The sequence below is a fragment of the Micromonospora sp. LOL_014 genome (assembly GCF_048060245.1).
In the GTDB taxonomy this organism is placed as follows: domain Bacteria; phylum Actinomycetota; class Actinomycetes; order Mycobacteriales; family Micromonosporaceae; genus Micromonospora_E.
The window spans coordinates 56,136-81,798 of record NZ_JBHMIP010000005.1 but is presented as its reverse complement, the minus strand read 5'-3'; the positions used below and the strand labels follow the sequence as shown (position 1 = coordinate 81,798).

Annotated in this window: 24 protein-coding genes and 2 pseudogenes; 15 read left to right on the top strand and 11 right to left on the bottom strand. The window is 71.6% G+C overall.

Annotated elements, in window-relative coordinates; genetic code table 11:
• Window positions 1-11 precede the first annotated feature (11 nt).
• Both ACFHW1_RS06290 and dapB read left to right on the top strand, forming a co-directional pair.
• The gene (locus ACFHW1_RS06290; protein ID WP_416552904.1) at window positions 12-1,379 is read left to right on the top strand and encodes a M16 family metallopeptidase; all 1,368 of its coding nucleotides are present in this window, start codon (window positions 12-14) and stop codon (window positions 1,377-1,379) included.
• 93 nt (window positions 1,380-1,472) lie between these two features.
• Window positions 1,473-2,237, top strand: coding sequence for a 4-hydroxy-tetrahydrodipicolinate reductase (dapB, locus tag ACFHW1_RS06285; RefSeq protein ID WP_416553152.1), 765 nt, complete (start codon window positions 1,473-1,475; stop codon window positions 2,235-2,237).
• Window positions 2,238-2,288: 51 nt separating this feature from the next.
• Here dapB and ACFHW1_RS06280 read toward each other — a convergent pair whose 3' ends face one another.
• Window positions 2,289-2,867 (bottom strand): GNAT family N-acetyltransferase, encoded by a 579-nt coding sequence (locus tag ACFHW1_RS06280; RefSeq protein ID WP_416615046.1) that lies wholly within the window; start codon window positions 2,865-2,867, stop codon window positions 2,289-2,291.
• Between the two features lie 31 nt (window positions 2,868-2,898).
• Between ACFHW1_RS06280 and ACFHW1_RS06275 the strand changes: the two genes are divergently transcribed.
• On the top strand, window positions 2,899-4,143 hold the full coding sequence (locus tag ACFHW1_RS06275) for a glycosyltransferase 87 family protein (RefSeq protein ID WP_416552900.1): 1,245 nt from the start codon (window positions 2,899-2,901) through the stop codon (window positions 4,141-4,143).
• A gap of 63 nt (window positions 4,144-4,206) precedes the next feature.
• Here ACFHW1_RS06275 and ACFHW1_RS06270 read toward each other — a convergent pair whose 3' ends face one another.
• The 6 genes from ACFHW1_RS06270 to ACFHW1_RS06245 form a co-directional block, all read right to left on the bottom strand.
• Window positions 4,207-4,854, bottom strand: coding sequence for a GNAT family N-acetyltransferase (locus tag ACFHW1_RS06270; RefSeq protein WP_416615044.1), 648 nt, complete (start codon window positions 4,852-4,854; stop codon window positions 4,207-4,209).
• Complete coding sequence (locus tag ACFHW1_RS06265) at window positions 4,851-5,615, bottom strand: GOLPH3/VPS74 family protein (protein WP_416615042.1); 765 nt, start codon at window positions 5,613-5,615, stop codon at window positions 4,851-4,853. Before ACFHW1_RS06265 ends, ACFHW1_RS06270 begins: the two co-directional genes overlap by 4 nt.
• Window positions 5,612-5,992, bottom strand: coding sequence for a hypothetical protein (locus ACFHW1_RS06260; protein WP_416615040.1), 381 nt, complete (start codon window positions 5,990-5,992; stop codon window positions 5,612-5,614). Before ACFHW1_RS06260 ends, ACFHW1_RS06265 begins: the two co-directional genes overlap by 4 nt.
• 316 nt (window positions 5,993-6,308) lie before the next feature.
• Window positions 6,309-6,785 carry a GNAT family N-acetyltransferase gene (locus ACFHW1_RS06255; protein ID WP_416568146.1) on the bottom strand — a complete coding sequence of 159 codons (477 nt, stop codon included), beginning with the start codon at window positions 6,783-6,785 and terminating at the stop codon, window positions 6,309-6,311.
• 50 nt (window positions 6,786-6,835) lie between these two features.
• On the bottom strand, window positions 6,836-7,852 hold the full coding sequence (locus ACFHW1_RS06250) for a hypothetical protein (RefSeq protein WP_416615038.1): 1,017 nt from the start codon (window positions 7,850-7,852) through the stop codon (window positions 6,836-6,838).
• Window positions 7,853-8,446: 594 nt separating this feature from the next.
• Window positions 8,447-9,022, bottom strand: coding sequence for a GNAT family N-acetyltransferase (locus ACFHW1_RS06245; RefSeq protein ID WP_416552890.1), 576 nt, complete (start codon window positions 9,020-9,022; stop codon window positions 8,447-8,449).
• 108 nt (window positions 9,023-9,130) lie between these two features.
• On the opposite strand from ACFHW1_RS06245, the gene ACFHW1_RS06240 reads away from it, so the two are divergent.
• Complete coding sequence (locus ACFHW1_RS06240) at window positions 9,131-9,595, top strand: MaoC family dehydratase (protein ID WP_416552888.1); 465 nt, start codon at window positions 9,131-9,133, stop codon at window positions 9,593-9,595.
• 6 nt (window positions 9,596-9,601) lie between these two features.
• Here the strand turns inward: ACFHW1_RS06240 and ACFHW1_RS06235 are convergent, their stop codons facing one another.
• Entirely contained in the window at window positions 9,602-9,880 is a 279-nt protein-coding gene (locus ACFHW1_RS06235; protein WP_416552886.1) for a YggT family protein, read from the bottom strand.
• 176 nt (window positions 9,881-10,056) lie between these two features.
• Between ACFHW1_RS06235 and ACFHW1_RS06230 the strand changes: the two genes are divergently transcribed.
• The 9 genes from ACFHW1_RS06230 to ACFHW1_RS06190 all read left to right on the top strand — a co-directional run bounded on the left by ACFHW1_RS06230 (window position 10,057) and on the right by ACFHW1_RS06190 (window position 19,017).
• A complete protein-coding gene (locus ACFHW1_RS06230) occupies window positions 10,057-11,292 on the top strand; it encodes a winged helix-turn-helix domain-containing protein (RefSeq protein ID WP_416552884.1) in 1,236 nt (411 codons plus the stop codon).
• Window positions 11,293-11,382: 90 nt separating this feature from the next.
• Window positions 11,383-11,961 (top strand): DUF2752 domain-containing protein, encoded by a 579-nt coding sequence (locus ACFHW1_RS06225; protein ID WP_416552882.1) that lies wholly within the window; start codon window positions 11,383-11,385, stop codon window positions 11,959-11,961.
• Between the two features lie 86 nt (window positions 11,962-12,047).
• Window positions 12,048-12,803 (top strand): FAD-dependent thymidylate synthase, encoded by a 756-nt coding sequence (thyX, locus tag ACFHW1_RS06220; protein ID WP_416552880.1) that lies wholly within the window; start codon window positions 12,048-12,050, stop codon window positions 12,801-12,803.
• A gap of 60 nt (window positions 12,804-12,863) precedes the next feature.
• Window positions 12,864-13,787, top strand: a complete 924-nt coding sequence (gene dapA, locus ACFHW1_RS06215) for a 4-hydroxy-tetrahydrodipicolinate synthase (RefSeq protein WP_416552878.1) — start codon at window positions 12,864-12,866, stop codon at window positions 13,785-13,787.
• Window positions 13,784-15,472 (top strand): ribonuclease J, encoded by a 1,689-nt coding sequence (locus ACFHW1_RS06210; protein WP_416552876.1) that lies wholly within the window; start codon window positions 13,784-13,786, stop codon window positions 15,470-15,472. The genes dapA and ACFHW1_RS06210 overlap by 4 nt, the downstream gene beginning before the upstream one ends.
• A 93-nt stretch (window positions 15,473-15,565) precedes the next feature.
• Complete coding sequence (locus tag ACFHW1_RS06205; protein WP_416552874.1) at window positions 15,566-16,483, top strand: helix-turn-helix domain-containing protein; 918 nt, start codon at window positions 15,566-15,568, stop codon at window positions 16,481-16,483.
• A 93-nt stretch (window positions 16,484-16,576) separates the two neighbouring features.
• The gene (locus tag ACFHW1_RS06200) at window positions 16,577-16,771 is read left to right on the top strand and encodes a DUF397 domain-containing protein (RefSeq protein ID WP_416615036.1); all 195 of its coding nucleotides are present in this window, start codon (window positions 16,577-16,579) and stop codon (window positions 16,769-16,771) included.
• 176 nt (window positions 16,772-16,947) lie between these two features.
• Complete coding sequence (locus tag ACFHW1_RS06195) at window positions 16,948-18,510, top strand: S1 family peptidase (protein WP_416552870.1); 1,563 nt, start codon at window positions 16,948-16,950, stop codon at window positions 18,508-18,510.
• A gap of 132 nt (window positions 18,511-18,642) precedes the next feature.
• Window positions 18,643-19,017 carry a DUF2784 domain-containing protein gene (locus ACFHW1_RS06190; protein WP_416568149.1) on the top strand — a complete coding sequence of 125 codons (375 nt, stop codon included), beginning with the start codon at window positions 18,643-18,645 and terminating at the stop codon, window positions 19,015-19,017.
• On the opposite strand, the gene ACFHW1_RS06185 is transcribed toward ACFHW1_RS06190, so the two are convergent.
• From ACFHW1_RS06185 to ACFHW1_RS06175, 3 genes are read right to left on the bottom strand one after another with little or no spacing between them, the layout of a single operon-like run.
• Window positions 18,974-20,545: a YbjN domain-containing protein gene (locus ACFHW1_RS06185; protein ID WP_416552866.1), complete on the bottom strand. Its 1,572-nt coding sequence runs from the start codon at window positions 20,543-20,545 to the stop codon at window positions 18,974-18,976. The two genes, ACFHW1_RS06190 and ACFHW1_RS06185, sit on opposite strands and share 44 nt — an antisense overlap.
• On the bottom strand, window positions 20,542-22,368 hold the full coding sequence (locus ACFHW1_RS06180; RefSeq protein WP_416568150.1) for an HSP90 family protein: 1,827 nt from the start codon (window positions 22,366-22,368) through the stop codon (window positions 20,542-20,544). The genes ACFHW1_RS06185 and ACFHW1_RS06180 overlap by 4 nt, the downstream gene beginning before the upstream one ends.
• Window positions 22,369-22,373: 5 nt before the next feature.
• A complete protein-coding gene (locus ACFHW1_RS06175; protein ID WP_416552862.1) occupies window positions 22,374-22,844 on the bottom strand; it encodes a YbjN domain-containing protein in 471 nt (156 codons plus the stop codon).
• A gap of 235 nt (window positions 22,845-23,079) precedes the next feature.
• Here ACFHW1_RS06175 and ACFHW1_RS06170 point away from each other — a divergent pair.
• Window positions 23,080-23,808, top strand: a pseudogene (locus ACFHW1_RS06170) (DNA translocase FtsK 4TM domain-containing protein); the annotation flags it as partial.
• A 93-nt stretch (window positions 23,809-23,901) separates the two neighbouring features.
• Window positions 23,902-25,596 (top strand): annotated as a pseudogene (locus ACFHW1_RS06165) (DNA translocase FtsK); the annotation flags it as partial.
• Window positions 25,597-25,663 lie beyond the last annotated feature (67 nt).

Here is a 25,663-nt window from a genome sequence, read left to right as displayed (position 1 = left end):
CGCCGGCCGAGATGGCCAGGACCGAACCGGTCACCGGCCGGGGTCCGTCCCGGCCGGTGACCCGGACACTCACCGCCGACCCGTTGGGCGGCACGGTACGCCGTACCGTGCTGCCCAACGGGCTGCGGGTGATCACCGAGGCGATTCCGGCGATGCGCAGCGTCTCCTTCGGCGTGTGGGTCGGGGTCGGCTCGCGCGACGAGACCCCGGCCCGCTCTGGTGCCTCGCACTTCCTGGAACACCTGCTGTTCAAGGGGACGAAGCGGCGTACCGCGTGGGATATCTCCGCGCAGATCGAGGCCGTCGGTGGCGAGACCAACGCCTTTACCACCAAGGAGTACACCTGCTACTACGCGCGGGTGCTCGACGACGATCTGCCGCTGGCCGTCGATGTCGTCTGTGACCTGGTGGCCAACTCGGTGATCGATCCGGCCGATGTGGAGACCGAGCGTGGCGTGATCCTCGAGGAGATCGCCATGCACGACGACGAGCCCGACGACGAGGTCCACGACCTGCTCGCCGAGGCCGTCTTCGGTTCGCATCCGCTCGGCCGGCTGATCTCCGGCACCGAGGCGACGATCTCGAAGCTGACCCGCCGGCAGATTCACGACTTCTACCGGCGGCGCTACACGCCCGGAGCGATGGTGATCGCCGCCGCCGGCAACCTCGACCACCGGGCGGTGGTCCGCCAGGTACGGGCCGCGCTGCGGGGCAGCCCGTTGGACGCCCAACGGCCCGGTGCGCCGGCGCCGCTGCGCCCGGCCACCCCTGCGGTCCGCGCCCGTCGGCCCCAGGTGACACTGCGCCGCAAGGAGACCGAGCAGGCACATCTGGTGCTCGGTGGCCCGGGTATCAGTCGCGGCGACGACCGCCGGTTCGCGCTCGGGGTGTTGAACAACGTCCTCGGCGGTGGCATGTCCAGCCGGCTGTTTCAGGAGGTGCGGGAACGCCGAGGACTCGCCTACTCGGTCTACTCGTACGCCAGCCAGTACGCCGACGGCGGGACGTTCGCCGTCTACGCCGGTTGTGCGCCGAGCCGGGTCGACGAGGTGCTGGAGCTGGTCCGGGCGGAGCTGGCGGCGGTCGTCGAGCACGGGCTGAGCTCCGACGAGCTGGCCCGGGGCAAGGGCATGAGCCGGGGCGGGTACGTGCTGGGCCTGGAGGATACCGGGTCGCGGATGGGTCGGCTGGCCAAGGGGGAGCTGCTCTACGGCGAGCAGTTGACCGTGGACCAGCTGCTGGGTCAGGTGGCGGCGGTGACCGCCGAACAGGTCGGCGCGGTCGCCGCCGAGCTGCTCACCCGGCCGATGTCCCTGGCGGTGATCGGCCCGGTGGAGTCCACGATGTTGGCCGGCGCGCAGTCTCCGCCGGTGGGGTAGGCGCTGGCCGGACCGCTCTCCCCGCCGGTGGGATAGGTTGTGCCGGTGAGCGAATACGGTACGAATGTGACAGCCTCCCCGGGCGGCTCCGAGGTGGCCGCCCGGCCGTCCGCCGAGCCCGTCCGGGTCGGTGTGCTCGGAGCCCGTGGCCGGATGGGCGTGCAGGTCTGCAGAGCGGTCGAGGGGGCCGACGGTCTCGCACTCGTCGCCACGATCGACGAGGGTGACCGGTTGTCCGACGCCTCGGACGCCGACGCCGAGGTGGTCGTCGACTTCACCAACCCCGACGCGGTGCTGGACAACCTGCGCTGGTGCATCGACCAGGGGATCAACGTGGTCGTCGGGACCAGCGGGTTCACCGATCAGCGCCTCGACCTGGTCCGCTCCTGGCTGTCCGACAAGCCCGAGGTCGGCGTGGTGATCGCCCCCAACTTCGGCATCGGCGCGGTGCTGATGATGCAGTTCGCGGCGAAGGCGGCACGGCACTTCGAGTCAGTCGAGATCATCGAGCAGCACCACCCGGCCAAGGTGGACGCGCCCAGCGGCACCGCCGGGCACACCGCGCGGGTGATCGCGGCGGCCCGGGCCGCCGCCGGGTCGGCCGCGATGCCGGACGCCACCACCGCCGAGGTGCCGGGCGCGCGGGGCGCGGACATCGACGGGATCCGGGTGCACTCGGTACGGGCAGCCGGCCTGGTCGCGCACCAGGAGGTGCTGTTCGGAACGGCGGGGGAGACCCTGACGATCCGGCACGACTCCTACGACCGGGCGTCGTTCATGCCCGGCGTCCTGCTGGCGGTACGGGCGGTGACGCGCCGCCCCGGCCTGACCGTCGGACTGGACAGCCTGCTCGACTGATTCCCTATTGGGTCCTGCTGCCGGTCCTGCCGGTTCCTGCGGCTGGCCGGGTTACTGCTCCTCGGCGGCCGGTGGGACCGCCACATGCAGCCGCAGCTGCGGCACCAGCATGTCGGCCACGTCCAACGCCCGCGTCGCTCCGTCCGGCTCCCAGCCGGCGGAGCCGAGGAACTTGCGGGTCGCCGGGTCCCGTTCGTACGCCCAGGCGAGCGCGGTGTCGAAACCGTCGGTGCGCCACAGGTCCACGGCGGCGGCGAGCAGTCGGCTGCCGTGTCCCCGCCGGCCCCAGCGCGGCTCGACCAGCAGGTCGGTGACGGCGGTGACCCGGTCACCGAGCGCCTCGGCCGGTTCCTCTGGAGCCAGGGCCTGCTCGTCGGCCGGGCCGGACGCGGTGAAGCCCACCAGATAGGATTGCTCGGCCTGCTCGACGGCGACCAGGACCCGGTGCCGCTGCGACGGCGGATCGTTGATCGCCGCGTCCCACCGCTGCGCCAGCCAGTCCTCGTCCACCTCGTCGAGCACCTGCCGGGGCAGCAGTCGCCGGTAGGCGACCCGCCAGGTGGTCAACTGGATGCGGGCAATCTCACCAGCGTCGCCCGGTCGGGCAGGACGGACATATCCGAGCGCCATGAGTGGTCAGCGTACGGACAGGGGGGCGGCCATGCCGCAGCGGGCCGCCGAAGGCACCGGTCGGCGGGTGGCGATCGTCGCGGTCCTCGCGGTCGTCGTCGCCGCCTTCCTCGCCGTCGCCGCCGAACGGCACGGCTTCTTCGACCTCAAGGTCTACTACGGCGCGATGCACCACTGGCTGCGCGACGGTGGCGAACTCTACGACTACATGAAGCCGTTCAGCCAGTACGGGTTCACCTATCCGCCGTTCGCCGCGCTGGTGATGTCGCCGATGGCGGTCCTGCCGTGGCATCTGGCGATCGTGGTGGGCGTGACGCTCGCCGTGGTGACCAGCGCGCTGGTGCTGTGGTGGCTGGTCGACCCGATCTCCCGCCGCGAGGGCTGGACCCGCTGGTTCGCCTTCGCGGTCGCTGCCTGCCTGGTGGCCGCGTACGAGCCGATGCGTGAGACGGTGAACTTCGGCCAGGTCAACACGCTGTTGCTGGTCCTGGTCGCGGCCGACCTGCTGTGGCTGGTCGCGGCCGGGTCGCCGGTGCCGCCGCGCTGGCGCCGGTTCGCCGGCGTCGGAGTCGGCCTGGCTACGGCGATCAAGCTGACCCCGGGCATCTTCATCGTCTATCTGCTGGTCACCCGGCGGTGGCGGGCGGCGGTCACCGCCGCCGGTACGGCGACCGTGGCGACCCTGGTCGCGGCGGCGGTCGCGCCGGACGCGTCCCGGGAGTTCTGGACGCAGGCGCTGTGGAACACCGACCGGGTCGGTGCGCTGGACTTCGTCTCGAACCAGTCGCTGCGCGGCGTCGTCGCCCGGATCGATCCACTGCATCCGAGTACCGTCGCCTGGCTGGTGCTGGTGCTGGTCACGTTGATCTGGTGGGCGTGGCGGTGCCGCCGCGCGGTCGCCGCCGGTGACGAGGCGACCGGGCTGGCGTTGACCGGCGTGGTCGGCTGCCTGGTCAGCCCGGTCACCTGGGTGCATCATCTGGTGTGGTTGCTGCCGGCGCTGATTCTGCTGGTGGACAACGGGCTGGCCGCGTCGCGGGGCAGTCGGCGGCGCCGGGCGTTGCTCGGCTTCGCCGTGGTCGGCTATCTGCTGCTGATCAGCCGGCTGGTGTGGATCTGGCGCGAGTCCGACGCCGCCAACCCGGCCGGCTTCGTCGGCAGCAACGCGTACGTGTGGGTCAGCTTGGGGCTGCTGCTGTTCCTGCCGGTGCGCGAACTGGACCCGTCCGCCCGCTGGCCGGCACCGGCCGCCGGTCGACCGATCACATCGAGGTGAGGCTGGCGCACGTCAAGACGCGAATATGACGTGCGCCAGCGTCACCTCGATGTCGCGCGCGGGTCATCGTGCCGCGCCGCCGGTGGTTGGGCTGGTCGGATGCGGCTGCCGCCACATCGGCCACAGTGGCGGGCCGTTGTCGGGTAACGCCAGTGGGTGTCGGGTGGTGGGTCGGTAGCCGTGGCGTAGGTAGAGGTCGCGGGCGGCGGGGCTGGTGGCGACGAGGTAGCTGGCGATGCCGGCGGTATCGCAGATCCGGTGTCTTTGGCGTAGTAGCGCGCCGCCGATGCCATTGCGCTGCCGGTGCGGTGCCACCCCGAGGTACGCCAGGTAGGTGTGTGGTTGGCGCGGGGCGTGGGTGTGCAGCAGGGCGGCGAGTTGGAGGAACCGGTCGGCGTGGCGGCCGGTGATGCGTCGTAGCCGGGCGGTCTGCCGGTCGGTGGTGGTGTGGGCGACCGGGTACGGCAGCCACAGCGCCGCTGCGGCCAGATTGACGGTCGTGTACACGATGCCGGCGGTCATCGCCTGGGCCAGCAGACCGGGGCAGAGCCGCTGGTAGACGTCGCGCCGTCGCGCCCGGTCTCGGATCAGCCACCGGGCGTCGGGGGTGTCGACGAACGCGTCAACCAGCACCCGGGCCAGGTGCGGTATGTCGTCGACCCCGGCCCGCCGTATCCGCACGGTGCCGGCGGGGCCGGCGGTCGCGGTCACCGCCGGCCCTGTCGGCCGTGCCGGCTCCGTCGGCCGTGCTGACTGTGCCGGCTTCGTCCGTCGGCGGCGGCAAGATGCCGCACCAGCTGGTCGACCCCCGGTGGTACGGGGGTGAGCAGCTGCCGCAGCTGCCGGCGGGCGGTCAACGTGTCCGTGCCGAGGACGTGGCCGTCGAGTCCGGTCGCCACACAGAGTCGGGCCAACGTGCTGTCGTGCGTGTTGAGGCGGGTACGGCGGCGTACCCGCATCGACAACCGCGCCCACGGCCAGGCCGCGACATTCGTGTCCACCGCCGGGTAGACGGGGTCCCGACGCCACCACCAGCGGCGGACCGTACGCGGCCGGACCAGCCCGGCGACGGTGAGCCGGTCGGCGACCGTGCGGTACGCGTGCCCGGCGAGCCGGTCGATCCAGGTGGCCGGTGGGTGTGGCGCGTCGGTGTCGATCCAGCGCAGCACCGTCCGCCCCCACGGGTCGACGGCACCCGGCGCGGCCGTGCCGGTGACGACGCTGCCGGTCGCGGCGACCGTGACCGCGCCGACGAGGGCCAGGTCGGCGAGCATCGCGGCGGCCAGCCCACGCCCGACGACCCTGGTCGGCACGCGCGGCTTGCCGGTGACGTCGTCGTGGGCGATGAGGAACAGTTCGTCGGCGAGCCGACCGGCGGGCGGCAGCGGTACGGCCGGCTCCGCCAGCGCCGCCGGTGCCGCTGCGGGTGAGGTGGTGGACCAGTCGCGGGTGCAGGTGCGGTAGACGGTCACCGGCCGGCCCGCCTCGTCCAGGCCAGGAACCGGGTGAACATCTCCCCCGGCGTCGCCTCGGCCGGCAGGTCGGCGATCGCCTCGACCATCCGTTCGGCCGCGTACATGCTGCGGGAGATCGGGTCCAGGTTCGCGGTCAACTCGGCCCGCGCGTACTCACACGGCCAGTCGACGTGCGGCCCGCACCCCGAACAGGACCAGACCGGCCGTACGGGCACGTGCAGTACGTCGTCCAGCCCGGTCACCGCCGCTGTGCCCCGATCTGGTTGCGCCACCGCCGCCCGCGTGGGTCCGACTGCGGCGGCGGTGGTGGCGCGGTGCCCCAGGTCCGGTCGATCGGCGCGGTGCAGTCCGGGCAGGTCAACGTCTGCCCGCACACCGGACACCACCGGTGCCGACACCGACACAACACGAACCCACCCACCACGCCAGCGAGAAAACCGGCCACGGCTGCAAACAAAATCCACAACGTTCCTCCAAGAGCAGACGCGAATTCGGTGTTTGATCGTGCGATCCGTTCACCCCGCGACGGCGTCGATGATGTGAGAGCGGGTCGCAGATTCAGTCGACCAGTATCGAAACGATCTGGGAATGCGCCCGAGCCGTGAATGCCGGGAATGATTGGAGTAGCGGGTGAACTACGTGAACTTCAAACGCGGCGATTTGCTCAACCGGGAGGATGATGAGTGATCGCTATCGGGAGGTGGCCCGCTCGACTGCCGGCTCGGAGACCGGAGACAACCACTTCATAAATGCCCTGTTGATCGCCGGATCGCGGCCAGCAACGTACGCATCAATTGGCTGATAACCGCGCTCGGCGAAAAACGTAAGCGCGTCGGTGTTGCGTACACCGGTTTCGAGGACTGCTCGCCGCGCACCCCACCTGGCCGCCTGATCTTCGAGGCAGGTCAACAGCGCGTGTCCGATCCCGAGGCCGCGTGCCTCGGGAAGGAGGAACGTCTTTTTTATCTCGACCGTGCCGGTGTCCCGCTCGTACCAGCGGCAACCACCACAGCCGACCGGACCGCCCGGCCCGTAGGCGACGAGGAAGATGCCGTTCGGAGCAGCGAACGCCGCCGGTTCAAGAGTCACCGGCTCAGCGAAGCCGTACCGGCCAACCTGCTCCTGGTAGAAGCTGCGCAGCAGGAGCGCCGCGTCCGGGTGCTGCACGCTGCGTTCGAGCAGAGCAAACCCGGCAGGGAGCGCGGTGTGACTGTTCCTCACATCCTCGATAATGCCGCATCGAACTCCGGAAGGAATTCAGCTACCGGTGCGGAGCGGGATCGACGGGCCAGCATCGGGCGGAGCCCTCGGAGGTAGCTTCGCCCGCGTGGCGACTGCACCAGCGGCAGCAGCCCCAGGCCGACCCGCATGACCGCCACGGCTTCCGGCGCGTCGCCGCGGAGGAGGTGCGCCCTGGCGAGGAACGTGAGGTGCAGCAGGCCGGACCGTGCATACGGAGGCGCACCACCGGCCCGGCGTGGAGTGATCATGGTGGTGACGGCACCCGTCAACAGGTTGATCCCCTCGTCGAGGAGCCGGCTGCGATTCGCGGTGGTCCGCTCCGCGAGGACGACCAGTCCCTGCCCGGTTTCGGCAGTGAGCTGCTCCGGACTCAGGTAGTAGAGGAACGACGCTTCCGCAGAATCCTGACCAGGGTCGAGCGCTTCGATAGCCCGATCGGCGGACCGACGAAACCTGGACAGGTCCCCGTCAGCTGCCGCAGCGGTGGCTTCTCGTCCCAACAACCGAGCCCGCAACCGCCGGTATGGGGAACGCCCCTCAGTGGCGGCAGCCTCCGCCAGCCGGACAGCGTGCGCGCCATGGCCGGCGAAAGCCGACACGTAGCTCAACATCCCGATGGCGTTGGCCGCCCGGTCGCTCGCACCGGACGCCCGACACACGCCGACGCTCAGCAGCAGATACCGCTCGGCAGAGCCGTAGCGACTGGAATCGAAGTGTAGCCAGCCCAGGAGCTGTGCCAGATCGGCGACGATGGCCAGCAGTCGCCGGCCGGTCGCCGCGTCATAGTTCGCGTGATTGACGAGATCAACCACGTTGCGCAGCTCTGCCGTGACGTATCGAAGACTCAACGTGCCGCCGCCTTGGCGGTCGTCGAGTTGGCGCAACGCCGCGACATGAGCTGCGATCAGGTCCACCTGCTCCGCGAGCACGTGCTCATGACCGGTCCGATTCCGCGCCGCGAGGACAGCTCCCCGGAGCTGGTCGAGGATCACAGCCGTCAGGTCAGCGCCAGACGCATCAGCGATCGGGCTGCTCGGCGCGGGTGTGGTGACGGCGAGTCGGCCGAGTTCACGCAGCAGATCGTCAAGATGCGCCATCGAGCCGAGGTCATCGACTGCCGACTGTTGCCGGGTCGCCGTGCCGCCTCGCCCTGGCCACAGTTGAGCTACGGAAACCGGGTAACCGAGCCGTTCGGAGAGCACAGCCGCAGCCAGGTCCGGAATGGGCTGCCGAGGGCAGAACCCACGTCGGACCCAGGCGTACCCAGCCGTCGGATCGAGCCGGAGTCGATCCCGCCCCTGACTGGAGAGCCTGGCATTGATCGCCGCCACAAACTGTCTTGGCCCCCACTCCGCATGCTGCAACAGCTCGACCAGCGTTGCCGACGCCCCGTCCACCAGAACCTCCGCGTGTCGGTGTCCCCACCGCAAGCTACCGAGTGAGTGGTACCGGCGGCTGTCCGCAAGCGACCCACTCGTCAAAGTTCACGAGATTCACGGATGGGACTGCGGTGGACCGGCCCGGCCGACCCCTGGCGGGCTCTCATGGCCCTCGTAGCACGGATGACGAACTCTTCCGATCGCCGGTCAACCGGCCAGGGTGAGGATCCGGTCGCCGGCGATCCGGGCCAGGTAGCGCACCTCGTCGAGCCCGACCGGGGTCTGCCCCGGTAAGCGGGGCACCTGGTAGACGCTGCGTTCCCCGTCCGGGCGCAACCCGGCCGCCTGGTAGAACCGCCGGGCCCGCTGGTTGCCGTCGAGCACCCACAGCCGCATCGTGCGCCAGCCCTGCCCGGTCATCCCGGCGATCGATGCGGTGAGCAGGAGCCGACCGACCCCGGTGCCCCAGTGGACGGGGTCGACGTACATGCTGACGATCTCGCCGTATGTCGGATCGAGTTGGTCCCGGTCCTGGTCGATCCGGTACGGGCCGAAGGTGCTGAACCCGATGATCTGTTCGCCCTCGGTGGCGACCAGGGTGCGGAACGGCTGCTCCGGGTCGGCGGTGCCGACGTCGCGGCGGCGCTGCGCCCAGGCGGCGACGTTGAGCCGGTCGAGCACGTCGGCGGGGATCAGGCCCGCGTAGCCGGCCTGCCACGCGCGCACGTGGACCCCGGCGATCGCGTCGGCGTCCTCCGGAGTCTCCTGCCTGACTTCTGGCATATGGGGAGTTCTATCCTGTTTCACAACCGACGTCCAGCAGCGCCGGCCGGGTGTCGGCTGGGCCCGGCCGACACCGCCACGCGTCCACCCGGTTGGGATACTGTCCAGATGAGGATCTTCGCCTCCGTCGACGACCTGGCCGGGGCCGTGGGCGAGTCGCTCGGGCCAGGGGACTGGTTCCCGGTCGACCAGGCCCGGGTCGACCAGTTCGCCGAGGCCACCGACGACCATCAGTGGATCCACACCGACCCGCACCGGGCGGTCGACGGACCGTACGGCGGCACGGTCGCCCACGGATTCCTGACTGTCTCCCTGATCCCGGCCCTGATGCGCCGGCTGTACCGGGTGGACGGGGTGCGGACGAGGATCAACTACGGGCTCGACAGGGTCCGGTTCCCGGCTCCGTTGCGTACCGGTTCCGCCGTACGGGCCGAGGCCGCCATCGCCTCGGTCGAGCCGGTCGTCGGCGGTGTACAGACGGTCATGTCGGTGACCGTGACCGCCGACACCGGTGACCGGCCGGTCTGCGTCGCCGAGACGGTCAGCCGGCTGCTGGTGGCAGCGCAGCGCTGACCCCGGTCACGGCAGCAGGGCTCGGATCAGCACGATGGCGACGAAGACGACGATGAAGGAGAGGTCGATGGCGGTGCCGCCGACGCGTAACGGCGGCAGCACCCGCCGGACCGGGGCGAGCACCGGCTCGGTGACCGTGTGCAGAGCGGAGGTGGCGCGGGAGCGGAGCGAGTCGCGCGGGCTCGGCCCGGCCAGCACCGTGCTCCAATCGAGAACCGCGCGGGCGATGAGCAGCAGCTGGAAAACCAGCAGCAGCAGGCTCAGGAGTGCGAGCAGGGGACCCATCGAAGCAGACCTCCAGGACGACCGGTGAGCGTTCCACTATGCCTGGCGATCGTGTGTGGTCGCTGTGAATCGCCGGGCGGAGGACGGCCCGATCGGCCGAAGATCGGCCGCGCCCGGTAACCGGGTGAGCCGGCACCTCCCGTCGATGTCGTACCGGGGCGGTAGCTTGCCTGGCGATGCCCGTACCAGACAGTCTCTCGCTCGCCCAGGCCCGCCGGATCGCGCTGGCCGCCCAGGGCTTCACCGACCCCGCACCGGCCGGGGTGCCAACCCGTCGGCACCTGCGCCGGGTGCTGGACCGGGTCGGCCTGATCCAGATCGACTCGGTCAACGTCCTGCAGCGCGCCCACTACCTGCCGCTGTACAGCCGGCTCGGCCCGTACCCGACCGACCTGCTGGACCGGGCCGCCGGGCACGCCCCCCGGGAGCTGTTCGAGTACTGGGGCCACGAGGCGTCGCTGATCCCGGTCGACCTGCAGCCGGCGCTGCGCTGGCGGATGGCCCGCGCCCGCGACGACGCCTGGGGCGGCATCCGGCGGATCGCCGTCGAGCAGCCGGAGCTGGTCGACCGGGCGCTGGCCGAGGTCCGCGCGCGCGGCCCGGTCACCGCCGCGCAGATCGAGCAGGACACGACGCGGCCGAGCGGCAACTGGGGGTGGAACTGGTCGGCGGTGAAGACCGCCCTGGAGTACCTGTTCTGGGCCGGCGAGATCAGCTCCGCCGGGCGGACCAGCACCTTCGCCCGCCGCTACGACGTGCCGGAGCGGGTGCTGCCGCCCCGGGTCATCGCCGCGCCGACGCCGACCGAGGCGCAGGCGCACCGGCAGCTGGTCGAGGTCGCCGCCCGTTGCCTCGGCGTGGCCGCCGAGCCGGAGCTGCGTGACTACTTCCGGCTGTCGGCGGCGGCGGTCCGGCCGGTCGTCGCCGACCTGGTCGCCGACGGCGTTCTGCGCCCGGTCCGGGTGCAGGGCTGGTCACAGCCCGCCTACCTGCACCACCAGGCCCGGCTGCCGCGCTGGATCCGGGCCGCCACGCTGCTCAGCCCGTTCGATCCGGTGGTCTGGGAGCGGGTCCGCACCGAGCGGCTGTTCGGGCTGCGGTACCGGATCGAGATCTACGTGCCGGCCGCGCAGCGGGTGCACGGCTACTACGTACTGCCGTTCCTCGACGGCGACCGGCTGACCGCGCTGGTCGACCTCAAGGCGGATCGGGCCGCCGGGGTGCTGCGGGTGCCGGCCGCCTGGCCGGTGCCCGGTGCCAGCACCGACCCGGAGCAGACCACGACCGCCCTGGCCGACGAGCTGATCCGGTTGGCCGGCTGGCTCGGCCTGTCGCAGGTCGCGGCACCGACCGCCGGAGACCTGGCCGGGCCGCTCACCCGGGCACTGCACGGCGCCGTGGCAGCCGGTTGACCGGGAGTCCGCGCGGGCGTGGTCGTCGGCTGAGCCGGCGGGACCGGCCAGTGTACGGTGGGACGATCGGCATCAAGGGAGGCGTGACGGATGGCGGGTCCAGACGGCGTGGCGGTGCAGCGGCCCGTCGGCGACGGGCCGGCACCGACCGGCGACGCCGGTCCCTACCCGGACGCCCACTCCCACTATCACCAGCAGTACGCGTACCAGCCGCAGGCCCAACCGGACCGGTTCACCCGCCTGGTCAACCGGCTCTGGGCGCGGTCGCCGCGCTGGCTGGCCCCACTGGCGGTGCTCGGCTGCATCGGCGCGGCGGCCGGCTACACGGTGATCACCGACCCGACGACCAGCAGCGCGGAGGCGGCGCCCAGCTGCCTGCTGAAGCTGACCACCGGCCTGGATTGCCCGGGCTGCGGCGGGACCCGGGCGGTCTGGTACCTGCTCAACGGTGATCTCGGCGCTGCCGCCCGGCACCACCTGCTGGTGGTGTTCGCCGTCCCGTTCCTGCTCTACGTCTACCTGGCCTGGGTCGGCCAGCAGCTGTTCCGCTGGCGGCTGCCGCAGCTGTCGTTCAGCCCGACGACGGTCGGCTGGTCGCTGGGCGTCTGGCTGGCGTTCGCGGTGCTGCGCAACCTGCCGTGGGAGCCGTTCAGCTGGTTCTACGTCTGACCCAGGGCGGCCTGCCCTGCGGGCCGGCCCGGCCCGGTGGACGCCGTGTTTGCCCGTCGTGCCGGCCGGCAACTAGAGTCCGAGAAATGCCGGAAATCGTGTCGCCGCAGGTCACGCTGATCGCCTGGACCCAGTTCCAACCGCCCGCCGACGTCGACTGGTCGACCGACGCCGACGGCGGTCAGGCCTTGGCCGAGTTCGCCGGCCGCGCCTGCTACCAGTCGTGGCGCAAGCCCAACCCGGCGACCGCCACCAACGCCGGCTACCTGCGGCACATTCTGGACAGCGGTCACCTGTCGGTGCTGGAGCACGGCAGTGTCACGTTCTACCTGACCGGGATCTCCCGGTCGCTGACCCACGAGCTGATCCGGCACCGGCACTTCTCCTACTCTCAGCTGTCCCAGCGGTACGTGCCGGAGCGCGACGCCGCCATGGTCGAGCCGGCGGTGATCGCCGAGGATCCCGAGCTGCACCAGCAGTTCGTCGCCGCGGCCGAGGCGAGCGTGCGGGCCTACACCGAGCTGCTGGAGGGTCTCGAGAAGCGGTTTGTCGACGAACCCAACCCGACGCTGCGCCGTAAGCAGGCCCGGCAGGCGGCCCGGGCGGTGCTGCCGAACGCCACCGAGACCCGGATCGTGGTCACCGGCAACTACCGCGCGTGGCGGCACTTCATTGGGATGCGGGCCACCGAGCACGCCGACGTGGAGATCCGCGACCTGGCGGTGGAGTGCCTGCGGCAGTTGCAGCGGGTGGCGCCGAGCGTCTTCGCCGACTTCGAGATCAGCCAGCTTGCCGACGGCAGCGAGGTTGCCGCGAGCCCGTACACCCGGCAGGGGGAGTAGGCCGCCGGCCCGCACCACCAGCGCTGAGAACGCGGTGCGGCCGTCCGATAGGTTGTCCGTATGACGCAGCACCACCTAGCCGGTCCCGGGGCGGGGACACCGACCCCGTTCGGGCGACTCCTGACCGCCATGGTCACCCCGATGAACGACGACGGCTCGCTCGACCTCGACGGCGCCGCCCGGCTGGCCAGCTACCTGGTCGACGAGCAGGCCAACGACGCCCTGGTGATCAGTGGCACCACCGGCGAGTCGCCGACCACCACCGACGCTGAGAAGGAGCAACTGCTCCGGGTCGTCATCGACGCGGTCGGGGACCGGGCCCGGGTGGTCGCCGGTGTCGGCACCAACGACACCCGGCACACGGTCGAGCTGGCGGTCGCCGCCGAGAAGGTCGGCGCGCACGGGCTGCTGGTGGTCGCGCCCTACTACAACAAGCCGCCGCAGGCCGGGGTGGTCCGGCACTTCACCGAGGTCGCCGACGCGACCGGGCTGCCGATGATGGCGTACGACATCCCGCACCGCACCGGTATCGCGATGAGCAGTGAGACCCTGGCGCGGCTCGGCGAGCACGAGCGGATCGTCGCGGTCAAGGACGCCAAGGGTGACCTGGCCGCCACCTCCTGGGTGACCGGCCGCACCGACCTGGCGTTCTACTGCGGCGACGACGCGCTCACCCTGCCGACGCTGGCGATCGGCGGCGTCGGGCTGGTCGGCACCTCGACCCACCTGACCGGTGCGTTGACCAAGCAGATGATCGAGGCGTACGTCGCTGGCGAGCACGCCGCCGCGCTGGACCTGCACCGCCGGTTGCTGCCGCTGTTCACCGGCATCTTCCGCAGTCCCGGCACGATCCTGGTCAAGGCGGCGCTCGGGGTGCTCGACCTGCCCGCCGGTCCGGTGCGCTCACCACTTGTCGAGGCCACCGACGCCGAGCTGGACCAGCTGCGGGCCGACTGCGCCGACGCCGGACTGGAGCTGCCGTGAGCCAGGCACACGTGGAGTTGGACCTGCCGCCGCAGCTGCCACCGGGCGGGCTGCGGGTGATCCCGCTGGGCGGGCTCGGCGCGATCGGTCGCAACATGACGGTCTTCGAGTTCGACGGCAAGCTGCTGGTGGTGGACTGCGGGGTGCTCTTTCCGGATGTGGAGCAGCCCGGGGTCGACCTGATCCTGCCGGACTTCGCCCCGATCCTGGACCGGCTCGCCGACGTCCAGGCGATCGTGCTGACCCACGGCCACGAGGACCATATCGGCGCGGTGCCGTACCTGCTCGCCCACAAACCGGACATTCCGTTGGTGGGCTCCCAGTTCACCCTGGCGCTGGTCGAGGCGAAGCTGGCCGAGCGGCGGATCGAGCCCTACACGTTGACCGTACGCGAGGGTCAGCGGGAACGGATCGGGCCGTTCGAGTGCGAGTTCCTCGCGGTGAACCACTCGATCCCGGACGCACTCGCGGTGGCGATCCGCACCCCGGCCGGGCTGGTGCTGCACACCGGTGACTTCAAGATGGACCAGCTGCCGCTGGACGGGCGGATCACCGACCTGGCCGGCTTCGCCCGGCTCGGTGCCGAAGGCGTAGACCTGCTGCTGTCCGACTCGACCAACGCCGAGACCCCCGGCTTCGTCACCCCGGAACGCGACATCGGGCCGGTGCTCGACTCGATCTTCGGCAAGGCCACCGGCCGGATTATCGTGGCGAGCTTCGCCTCCCATGTGCACCGGGTGCAGCAGGTGATCGACTCGGCGTACGAGTACGACCGCAAGGTCGCGCTGATCGGCCGGTCGATGGTGCGCAACATGGGCATCGCCCGGGACCTCGGTCTGCTGCGGATCCCGGCCGGCCTGGTGGTCGGGCTGGACGAGGCGACGGCGCTGCCGCCGGACCGGATCGTGCTGATGTCCACCGGGTCGCAGGGCGAGCCGATGAGCGCGTTGGGCCGGATGGCAACCGGTGACCACCGGCACATCACCGTCGCGCCCGGCGACACCGTGGTGCTGGCCAGTTCGCTGGTGCCGGGCAACGAGACCTCGGTCTACCGGGTGATCAACCAGCTGGCCCGGGCCGGGGCGACCGTGATCCACAAGGAGACCGCCAAGGTGCACGTCTCCGGTCACGCGCCGGCGGGGGAGTTGCTCTACCTGCTCAACGTGGTGCGGCCGAGCAACCTGCTGCCGGTGCACGGTGAGTGGCGGCACCTGCGGGCGCACGCCCGGCTCGGCATCGAGTCCGGTCTCGACCCGCAGCGGGTGGTGCTCTGCGAGGACGGCGACGTCGTCGATCTGGTGGACGGGCACGCCACCCTGGTCGGGCACGTCAAGAGCCGGTACGTCTACGTTGACGGTCTCGCGGTCGGCGACGTCGGCGAGTCGCTGCTGACCGAGCGGCGGATCCTCGGCGACGGCGGGTTCATCGCGGCGACCGTGGTGGTCGACTCGGTGACCGGCAAGGTGGTCGGTGGGCCGACCGTGTCGGCGAAGGGCTTTTCCGAGGACCCGGAGGCGTTCAACGCGGTCGTCCCGTTGATCACCGAGGCGTTGGGTCGGGCCGCCGCCGACGGCATCACCGATCCACACCAGCTGCAGCAGGTGGTCCGCCGGGTCGTCGGCCGCTGGGTCAACGACGCGTACCGCCGCCGGCCGATGATCGTACCGACCGTGGTGGAGGTTTGAAGACGTCCTGAGGCCCGCCGGGGCTGACCGGGCGGCCGGCTGGCGGGCATACTGGTCGGACAGTTACCCACTGGTCGTGACGAGAAGGCTGGCGTGCCAGGCGATCCCGGCTCCGGCGAGTCCCCTGCGGCGGCGCGGCGCAGGCTCCGACTCGCACTGCGCCGCGCCCGGGAGTCGGCCGGGCTGACCCAGGGCAAGGTGGCGGAAGCCCTCGACTGGTCGGTCTCCAAGGTCAACCGAATCGAGAAGGGCAGCGTCTCGGTCTCGACCACCGATCTGCGGGCGTTGTTGGAGCTGTACGGCGTGGTGGACGCCGACCGGGCCGAGCGGCTGCTGCGCGACGCCCGTACCTCCCGGTTGCGGGGCTGGTGGGACGAGCCGCGCTACCGGGAGCACCTGACTCCGGCGATGCTGCAGCTGCTGCAGTTGGAGGGCGAGGCCAGCGCCATCCGGGTGTTCCAGCCGACGTTGATCCCGGGGCTGCTGCAGACCCGCGAGTACGGCGAGTTCGTGTTGAACTTCTGGCGTAGCGAGCTGCCGGAGGCCGACCGGGCACTGCGGCTCGAGGCCCGGCTGCGGCGCCGTGACCAGGTGCTGGACCGACCCGATCCGCCGGAGTTCCACCTGGTGCTGGACGAGTCGGTGCTGTGGCGCACGATCGGCGGGCCGCGGGTGATGGCTGGGCAGTTCGCCGCCCTGCTGCGGGTGGCGCGGCGACCGAACGTGCGGGTGCGGATCGTGCCGTTCGCCGACGCGGCGATCATGGCGATGCTGGCGCCGTTCACGCTGCTCGATTTCGGCGACGAGGAGAACGCGCTGCTCTACCGCGAGGGCATCCTGCTGGACGAGATCGTCCACGCTGCGCAGCGGATCGGCCGGCACCGCGACTACTTCGCGCACATCTGGGACTCGGCCCACGACGAGGCGACCTCAGCCCGGTTGATCACCGAGCGGACGGCGGCGTTGACCGCCGATCTGCCGGTCGCGGAGGCCCCGTCCGTCGGTGGGTGAGTTCCGGTCGCGTATCGGCCGGGTTAGCTGCAGCGTTACAACAGGCAAATGCCCAATAATCGGCATGAAGCCTGAATCGGAGAAAAAGCTATGATGCAGACATATCGCGGCTGGTGGCGGAGTAGCCGGTGCGACACCAACGCGTGCCTGGAAGCCACCGTGACCGCCTCCGGCGACGTGGCGCTGCGCGACTCGGCCGAGCCGGACGGGCCCTGGCTGGACGTCGACCGGCAGCAGTGGCGACGGTTCCTGCGCGGGGTCACCCGAGGTGACTTCGCCGGCCGGTAGGAGGCGGGTGGAGGCCGCCTCCCACCGACTCGGCCAAGGGTTCGTACGTGGCGCGGCCCCGGGCGGTTCACCAACCCGGCTGTGACATTCGGCATCCGTACGGGTCGATCCGGCGACCGACGTCCTCCGTACCACCTGCCGGCGGCTGTTCGACGCCAGCCGCAGAGGAGGTACGGATGCGACGCCGACGGATTGTCACCGCCGGACTCACCGCCGCCGCGGTCGGGGTGCTCGCCGCGGTGACCCTGCCGGCCGTTGCCGGCGACGACCCGACCGATGGCGCTAGCCGTGACGCCACCAGCCAGCCGGCCGCCGCGCACGACGACCTCGTCGACGCGCTGCGTCGCGACCTCGGCGGCAGCGCGGCGGACGCCCGGACCCGGCTGGCCACCGAACGCTGGGCCACCCGTACCGTCGACGTCCTGCGCGACGACCTCGACGCTGCTTACGCGGGCGCGTGGATCAGCCAGGACGGCGCCGACCTCGTCGTCGCGGTGACCGACCCCGCACAGCTGGACCGGGTCCGCGCCGCCGGTGCCGAGGCTCGCCTGGTGGCCCGCAGCCAGCAGCAGTTGACCGGCGTGAAGGAGAGCCTGGACCGGGTGGGCGATGCCGCCAGCCCCGACCTGGCCGGCTGGTACGTCGACCTGGCGGACAACACCGTGGTGCTGCTCGCCCGGCCCGGCGCGCAGTCTGCCGCCCGGGACTTCGCCGCCACCGCCGGGGTGCCGGCCGACGCGGTCCGGGTGGACGCCTCCGATGAGGCGCCGGTGCCGCTGTTTGACGTACGCGGCGGCGACCCGTACTTCATCGGTGCCGGTGGACGGTGCTCGGTCGGCTTCTCCGTGGTCGGCGGCTTCGTCACCGCCGGGCACTGCGGCCGGCCCGGCGACACCACCGCCGGGTTCAACCAGCAGGCGCAGGGCGTGTTCCAGACGTCGTCGTTCCCCGGCGACGACTGGGCGTTCGTCGCGGTCGGCGACGACTGGACGCCGCAGCCGGTGGTCAACGACTTCAACGGCAACAACCTGCCGGTCGCCGGTAGCGTGGAAGCGCCGGTAGGTGCCAGCATCTGCCGCTCCGGGTCCACCACTGGAACCCGGTGCGGTGTGATCCGGGCCAAGGACGTCACAGTCAACTATCCGGAGGGTGCGGTCAGCGGGCTGACCCGTACCGACGTCTGCGCCGAACCCGGCGACTCCGGCGGTGCCTGGCTCTCCGGTGACCAGGCGCAGGGCGTCACCTCGGGCGGCTCCGGCAACTGCCGCACCGGGGGCGTCACCTTCTTCCAGCCGCTGGCCGAGATCCTGCAGGTCAACAACCTGACCCTGGTCACCACCGAGGACGGTGCGGCCCCGCCGACCGGCGCGCCGACCGGCGTACCGACGGTCGCGCCGACCCAGCCGGCGGACCCGCCGCAGAGCCCGTGCGCCGACCACACGGTGCTGCGTGACGGCGAACTGACCCGGGCCGGTGGCCGGCAGATTCAGCCGGACGGACGGTTCTTCCGGGCCGGTGCCGGACGGCACAGCGCCTGCCTGCAGACGCCGGCCGGTGCGGCCTTCCGGCTTACGCTGCAACGCTTCACCGCCGACGGCTGGCGCACGGTCGCCCAAGGCGACCGCGCCGGCACCGCGGTGACCCGGTTGAACTTTTCCGGCCCCGCCGGTGCCTACCGATACCGGGTTGAGGCCGGTCAGGGCGTGGGTGGCTACTTCCTCGGGTTCTCGGTGAACTGACCCGCCACCTGCCGCGCCGTCCCCGGGGACCGCCCTCCCCGGGGACGGCGCACTCCCCGTCGCACCCGCTGAGTACGCCTACCCTGTCGACCGCTACCCGGCGCTCGTAGCCTGACCTACGGGGAGGTCACCATGGGCTACGAGCTGCTGACCGCCGTCATCCTGACGGCACACTTCGGGTTCCTCGCCTACCTGGCGGTCGGCGGGTTCCTGGCCTGGCGGTGGCCGCGGACGGTCTGGCTGCACGTGACCGCGGCGGGCTGGGGAGTGCTGGTGGTGGCGGCCAACCTGAGCTGCCCGCTCACCGTGGCCGAACACTGGTCCCGCCGCCGGGCCGGCCAGGTCGGCTTCGACGAGGGGTTCGTCGAGCGCTACCTGACCGGGGTGATCTACCCCGACCAGTACGCCTGGGCGGCCCGGCTGGTGCTGGCCACGGTCGTCGTGGCCAGCTGGGCCGGGGTGCTCAGGGCAGTTCGGCGACGGCGTCGGCGAACTGCGCCCCGGTGATCACCGCCGCGTTCACCAGCGCGGCGAGCTGCGCCCCGCTGACCCCGTAGGCCAGGTCGGTGCTGACGTCGCCGGCCAGAATCAGCTCGCCGGACCCGGTGTCGTGCACGTAGACCTTCGGCAGCAGCCGGTCGTGGTTCCACGAGTTGCAGAACCGGTACGCCTCGGCCAGTCGGTCTGCCGGCAGCCGCCGGTCGGCCAACACCCGGCTGTGCAGCACCCGCTGCTGCTCGCCGAGCCGCTCAAAGTGGATCACCGCGTGGCCCCACTTGCCGCCGACCACCCCGTTGTCGTCGACGAAGTACCGGTCGCCGCGTTCGTTGAGCGCCGCCGTGATGCCTTCCAGGGTCAACGGCGAAACCACGTCCTGGGTGCCGCCCGCCGGCGGTACCCCGATCTCGCCGCCGGTGGTCGGCTGATCGGCCGGCAGCTCGACGGCGTCGGTCAGCGGCTCGGCGGCCAGCCAGCCGGCGATCCGGCGCGACTGGTGGTCGGTGCCGTTGCGGGTGTCGAACCGGCCCGCCAGCTCGGTGGCGGCGGCGGCCAGCTGCGAACCGAGCGTGGCCACCGGCAGGTCGGCGGCCGGCCGGTCGCCGTACTCCGGCCGGTGGATCGTCTCGTCGCCGTGGCCGGCGGCGGCCGCGAGCCGGCAGACCAGGGCACCGGCGGCGGCGAACTCCATCGCCGAGGCGTCGTCGTACGGCCGGTCGAACCATTCCAGATGCTCGGTGAGGATCGCCAGGCCACGCTGGTGCTGACCGACCGACGCGCAGAACCGCAGGTGTTCGGCCAGGTACGGGAAGGCGTCGCGTTCGTGCCGGTGCCGCCGGTACGCCCGCACGTGCGCCTGCGCCGCGTCGGCGTACCGGCCCAGCCGCAGGTACGGCATGATCACCGTGACCAGTGCCTTCTCCGGCTGCTCGGTGCAGCCGACCGCACCGCTGAGCACCGGTTCGACGATCGCCAGCGCCGCCTCCCACTCACCCCAGCCGGCGAGCAGCTCGGCCTGGCGGGACGGGTCGCAGCCGGCGCAGTCGCTGTTCTCGTCTCGTGGGGCCGTGCGCCACCGGTCCAGCCACTGCCGGGCCTGAGCCTCGTCGCCGACGTGGTCGGCGATCTTGCAGCGCAGGTTGTACACCGCCTGCAGGCTCTGCCCGCTGGCGGTGAACCGGCGTTCCATGTCGTCCAGCGCGGCCCGGGTCTGCGCCAGACCCACCCGGGGCGTGCCGCGCAGCGTGGCGACCGCCCACTTGTGGTACCAGCGCAGCAGTTCGGCGTCCCACGGCTCGAACAGTTCCGGATAACGGTCGAAAGTGCTCAGGCACCAGCCGAACGCCGGCAGCATCCGCCAGCGTTCGGTGTGGTGGTTGTACGTCTCGATCAGCGCCATCCGCGCGTCGAAGCCGATCCGTGCCTGCCCGGCCGCGTCGGCGTGCGCGGCGATCCGTTCCAGCTCGGCGATCTTGCCGTCGCCGTCGGGCAGGTCGGTGGCCTCGTCCAGCGCCTGGACCAGCTCCTTGGCGGTCACGGTGTCTCCTCGGTGGGGGTGCCCGGCCCGGCGGCCGGGTCGGTGAAGGCTTGGTCCAGCAGGGCCAGGAAGGACCGGTTGAGCGCGGCGCTGTCCACCGCCCGCAACGGATGGTGACCGGCGAGCAGCGCCTGACCGTACAGCGCCTCGACGGCGTTGCGTAGCGCCGCTCCCGCCGGTTGCCCGGCGAGCCGGCGGATCAGCGGGTGCCGCCAGTTGAAGACCAGCTCCGGGCGGTGGTCGACGTCGACTTCGGCGAACGCGGACAGCACCTCCGACCACAGTTCGTCGGAGCCGGCCACCGCACGGCGCACACTGTCCTGCTCGCGGGCGGCCTGGCCAAGGACGTACAGGGCCGGCACCGTGACCGGGTCGAACTGCCGCAACTGCGGTACGCAGTCCAGTTCGGCCAGCACCGTGCGGGCGGTGGCCAGGAAGGTCTCCGCCACCGCCAACTGCCCCGGCGAGAGGGTCTCCAACCGGGCGGCCAGCTCACCGGGGTCCAGCCGGCGGGTGCGGATCGCCGGGTCCAGCCGGGGCAGGCGCTGCAGGATCTCCGCGTCGTAGGCGTAGCCGGCGTTGACGATCGGCGTACCGGCGGCGGACGCGATCGCGGCCAGTGACCGGAACTCGTCGACCGTCTCCACGTACCGGACCATCGCCAGATGCTGGCGGAACAGCCGCAGCGGCATCATCCCCCGGCTGGTCTCGAACGGCAGCCACGAGTCGACCAGCCGCAGCATCTCGTCGTCGCGGACGGCGAGCGCCTTGACCCCGAGGTGGTGCACCCGCAGGAACGCGGCGAGCCGTTCCGGCTGGCTGACCGACAGCTCCAGCAGCCAGCTGCGGATCTGCTCGCCGAGCCCGTCGCGGACTGCGCCGAGCAGGTCGTCCTCGTAGAGCGCCTCGCGGCTGGCGGTGGGGCGCAGCACGGAGGTGTCGACCACGCACCGGACGAAGAACGCCCACTCGGGCAGCAGCTTGCTGGCGTCGTCGCTGAGCAGCATCCGTTTCAGGTAGACCCGGTGCCCGCCCTGGCCGACCGTTGACGCCGACGGCAGCACGAAGCCGACACCGACCAGCCCGGCTTCCGGTACCCGCAGGTCGATCACGTCCATCGGTCGGGCACCGAGCAGCGTCGCACCGTAGTCCAGCAGCGCCTCCCGGCGGGCCGCCGGGTCGGTGTGGACCACTTCCCACGGGGCCTGCGGCTCGGTCAGCCGGACCGGCTCGCCTCCGGGCGGGCAGAACAGCACCGGGACGTCCAGCAGCCGGGCGTAGTCGCGGACCAGGTCACGGACCTGGTCGGCGGCCAGCCAGTGCCCGGCGTCGGCGCGGGGACGCAGCGTGACGGTGGTGCCGGCCGGTTCGCATGCGGCGTCGTCGACCTCGGTGGTGTAGCGCCCGTCGGCGTACCCAATCCAGCGCACCGCCGGTCCGCCCCGGGCCGACCGGGTCACCACCTCGACGGTGTCGGCGACCATGAAGCACGACAGCAGGCCGATGCCGAACTGGCCGAGGAAGTCCTGCCGGGCGAAGCCCAGGTCGTCTCGTTTGGAGGTACGCCCGACGCTGGCCAGAAAGGTGTGCACCTGCGGTTCGGTCAGGCCGATGCCATCGTCGTGCACCCGCAGGCCACCGTCGGCGGTGGGCTCGATCCGGACGGTACCGCCGGCCCAGCCGGGCTCGGCCTCGCGCCGGGCGGTGATCGCGTCGGTGGCGTTCTGCACCAGCTCCCGGGCGAACACCCGAGGGCTGGCGTACAGGTGGTGGCTGAGCAGGTCGACGATGCCGCGCAGGTCGACCTGGAAACGGTGTTCCATCCGGATCAGTCCGCCAATTCGGTGACGGCGTCGCTGACCTGGCAACCGGTGGCGATCCCGCAGTCGAGCAGGTGATCGAGCTGCGGGGCGCTGACGCCACGTTCCAACGCGGTGATCAGCTCACCGCAGACCCGGGCGGTGCCGTCGTCGTCGACGTGGACGAAGGTCTTGGGCCACAGCCGGTCGTGGTTCCACTCGTTGCAGAAGGCGTACAGCGCGGGCACGTCGTCCACGGTGAACAGGGTCGACGCGATGGTCCGTACCCGCAGCACCTCGCCGTTGGGCCCGAGCGGAGAGAACACGATCAGGTTGTCGTTCCACCGGCCGACCAGGTCGCCGTCGGAGTCGGCCTGAAAGTGGTAACCACGGGCGGTGAGAGTCTCGGCGATCATCGCGGTGGTCAGCGGCCGCAGCACCTGCATCGCACCACCGCCGGAGGGCGCGTCGGGCAGGTGGTCTGGGTCCGGCGGGGGCATGCGGTGGTCCTTTCGGTACGGCACGTCGGACGGCGGGCCTCGCGCTCCGGTCGGGAGCCGGCGCGCGGACGGCCGGCGATGTCCGGACGGGGGTCCGGCGACGGACGGCGTCGTCGTGGCCCGGGGGACAATAGGGGCCGTTCGGAATGGTGGCACAGCCGCGCCGCCCTGCGCGGTTCGGACACGACCCGGAAAAGCGAGGGTTTGTATGCCGGCGGGGTTACCGTGGGACTCTATGGCCGGCCGAACCTCCCAGGCGAATCGGCGGCGTGGCGGGTCGACCAGCCGCGGCGCCGCGACCGGTCGTGCCCGGACCCCGGCCCGCAAGCGCCCGACGGCCCGGCGGCGCCCGGCCCGCAACTCGCCGGCGGTCCTGGTCGGTCGCGCGGTCGGCGCCACCTGGATGGGGCTGGCACACGGCGTCGGCTGGGCGGTGCGTACCGCCGGCCGTCAGGCGGCCACTGCGCGCGAGTTGAGCCCGGAGCACCGGCGTGACGGTGCCGGGCTGTTCGTACTCGGCCTGGCCATCCTCACCTCGATGGCGATCTGGTTCGGCGCGGCCGGTCCGTTCGGGGTCCGCGTCGCGGACATGATGCGGCTGTTCGTCGGCGCGATCGCGGTCGCCGTGCCGTTGCTGCTGCTGATCGGCGCGGTCCGGCTGATGCGTGACCCACCGGAGGAGCCGGAACCCCGGGGCCGCGGGCTGGTCGGCTGGTCGGCGATGCTGGTCGCCACGGCGGGGCTGCTGCACATCGGCCAACGCCCCGACGACGACCTGCAGCGTGACTACGCCGGCGGGCTGATCGGGCTCGGCGTCGGCACAGTACTGGAGCGCACGGTCAGCTACTGGGTCGGCGTACCGCTGCTGATCCTGCTGCTGATCTTCGGTCTGCTGGTCGTCACCGCCACTCCGATCAACCGGATCCCGGAGCGGCTCGGGCTGCTCGCCGGGGTGGTGACCGGGCGGGGGCCGGAGTCTGGTTCGACCTCGGCCGACGCCGGTGACGACGACACCGCTGGCGGCGACACCGCTGGCGACGAGCGGACCCGCCGCCGACCGCCGCGCCGCCGGCAGGCCAGCCGGACGGCCGACGCCCTGCCGGCACCGTCGGCCGGTGACGACGGTGCCCCGGCAGAGCCGTTCGATCTGCAGGAGACGATGGAGCTGCCGCGCCGGCCGGCGGCGAAGGTGCCGACCACCCGCACCCCGCCGGAGCCGCCGGAGCATTCCCTGACCCCGACCCGCGCCGAGCAGCTGGCAATCACCGGGCTGTCCGGGGATTATCGCCTGCCGCCGGCCAAACTGCTGCGGACCGGGCCACCGGCGAAGACCCGCAGCAAGGCCAACGACGAGGTGATCGCCGCGCTGCAGGGGGTGTTCGAGCAGTTCGACGTCGACGCGGCGGTCACCGGGTTCACCCGTGGCCCGACGGTGACCCGCTACGAGGTGGAGCTCGGCCACGGGGTCAAGGTGGAGCGGATCACCCAGCTCTCCCGCAACATCGCGTACGCGGTGAAGTCACCGGACGTGCGGATCCTCAGCCCGATCCCGGGCAAGAGCGCGGTCGGCGTGGAGATCCCGAACACCGACCGGGAGGACGTGTCGCTCGGTGACGTGCTGCGCTCCCGGGCCGCCAGCGCCGACCACCACCCGATGTTGGTGGCGCTCGGCAAGGACATCGAGGGCGGCTTCGTGGTGGCCAACCTGGCGAAGATGCCGCATATCCTGATCGCCGGGGCGACCGGCGCCGGCAAGTCGTCCTGCCTGAACTCGCTGCTCATCTCGATCCTCAGCCGGGCCACCCCGGACGAGGTACGGCTGCTGCTGATCGACCCCAAACGGGTCGAGATGACCGGGTACGAAGGCATCCCGCACCTGGTCACTCCGATCGTGACCAACCCCAAGAAGGCGGCCGAGTCGCTGGAGTGGGTGGTACGCGAGATGGACATGCGCTACGACGACCTGGCCGCGAACGGCGTCCGGCACATCGACGACTACAACCGCAAGGTACGGGCCGGGGAGATCACCGCTCCCCCCGGCAGCGAGCGGGAGATCCGGCCGTACCCGTACCTGCTGGTGATCGTCGACGAGCTGGCCGACCTGATGATGGTCGCCCCCCGGGACGTGGAGGACTCGGTCGTCCGGATCACCCAGCTCGCCCGGGCCGCCGGCATCCACCTGGTGCTGGCCACCCAGCGGCCGTCGGTGGACGTGGTGACCGGCCTCATCAAGGCGAACGTGCCGTCCCGGCTGGCCTTCGCCACGTCGTCGCTGTCCGACTCGCGGGTCATCCTGGACCAGCCGGGCGCCGAGAAGCTGATTGGCCGGGGCGACGGCCTGTTCCTGCCGATGGGGGCGTCGAAACCGCTGCGCATCCAGGGTGCCTGGGTCAGTGAGAAGGAGATCGACGAGATCGTCGCCTTCTGCAAGAAGCAGCGCGAGCCGGAGTTCCGCCCCGACGTGCTCACCACCGCCCAGGAGAACAAGAAGAAAATTGACGAGGACGTCGGCGACGACCTCGACCTGCTGGTCCAGGCGATCGAGCTGGTGGTGACCTCGCAGTTCGGGTCGACCTCGATGCTGCAGCGCAAACTGCGGGTCGGGTTCGCCAAAGCGGGCCGGTTGATGGATCTGATGGAGACCCGGGGCATCGTCGGGCCGTCCGAGGGTTCCAAGGCCCGCGACGTCCTGGTCAAGCCGGACGAGCTGGAGGACGCGCTGGCGAGTCTGCGGGCCGTCGAGGCGAGCTGACCGCACTGGTACGGTCGGCTGACCGATCTGATCGTCCGGCACCGCGCCGCCCGGCCGCCGTACGTTA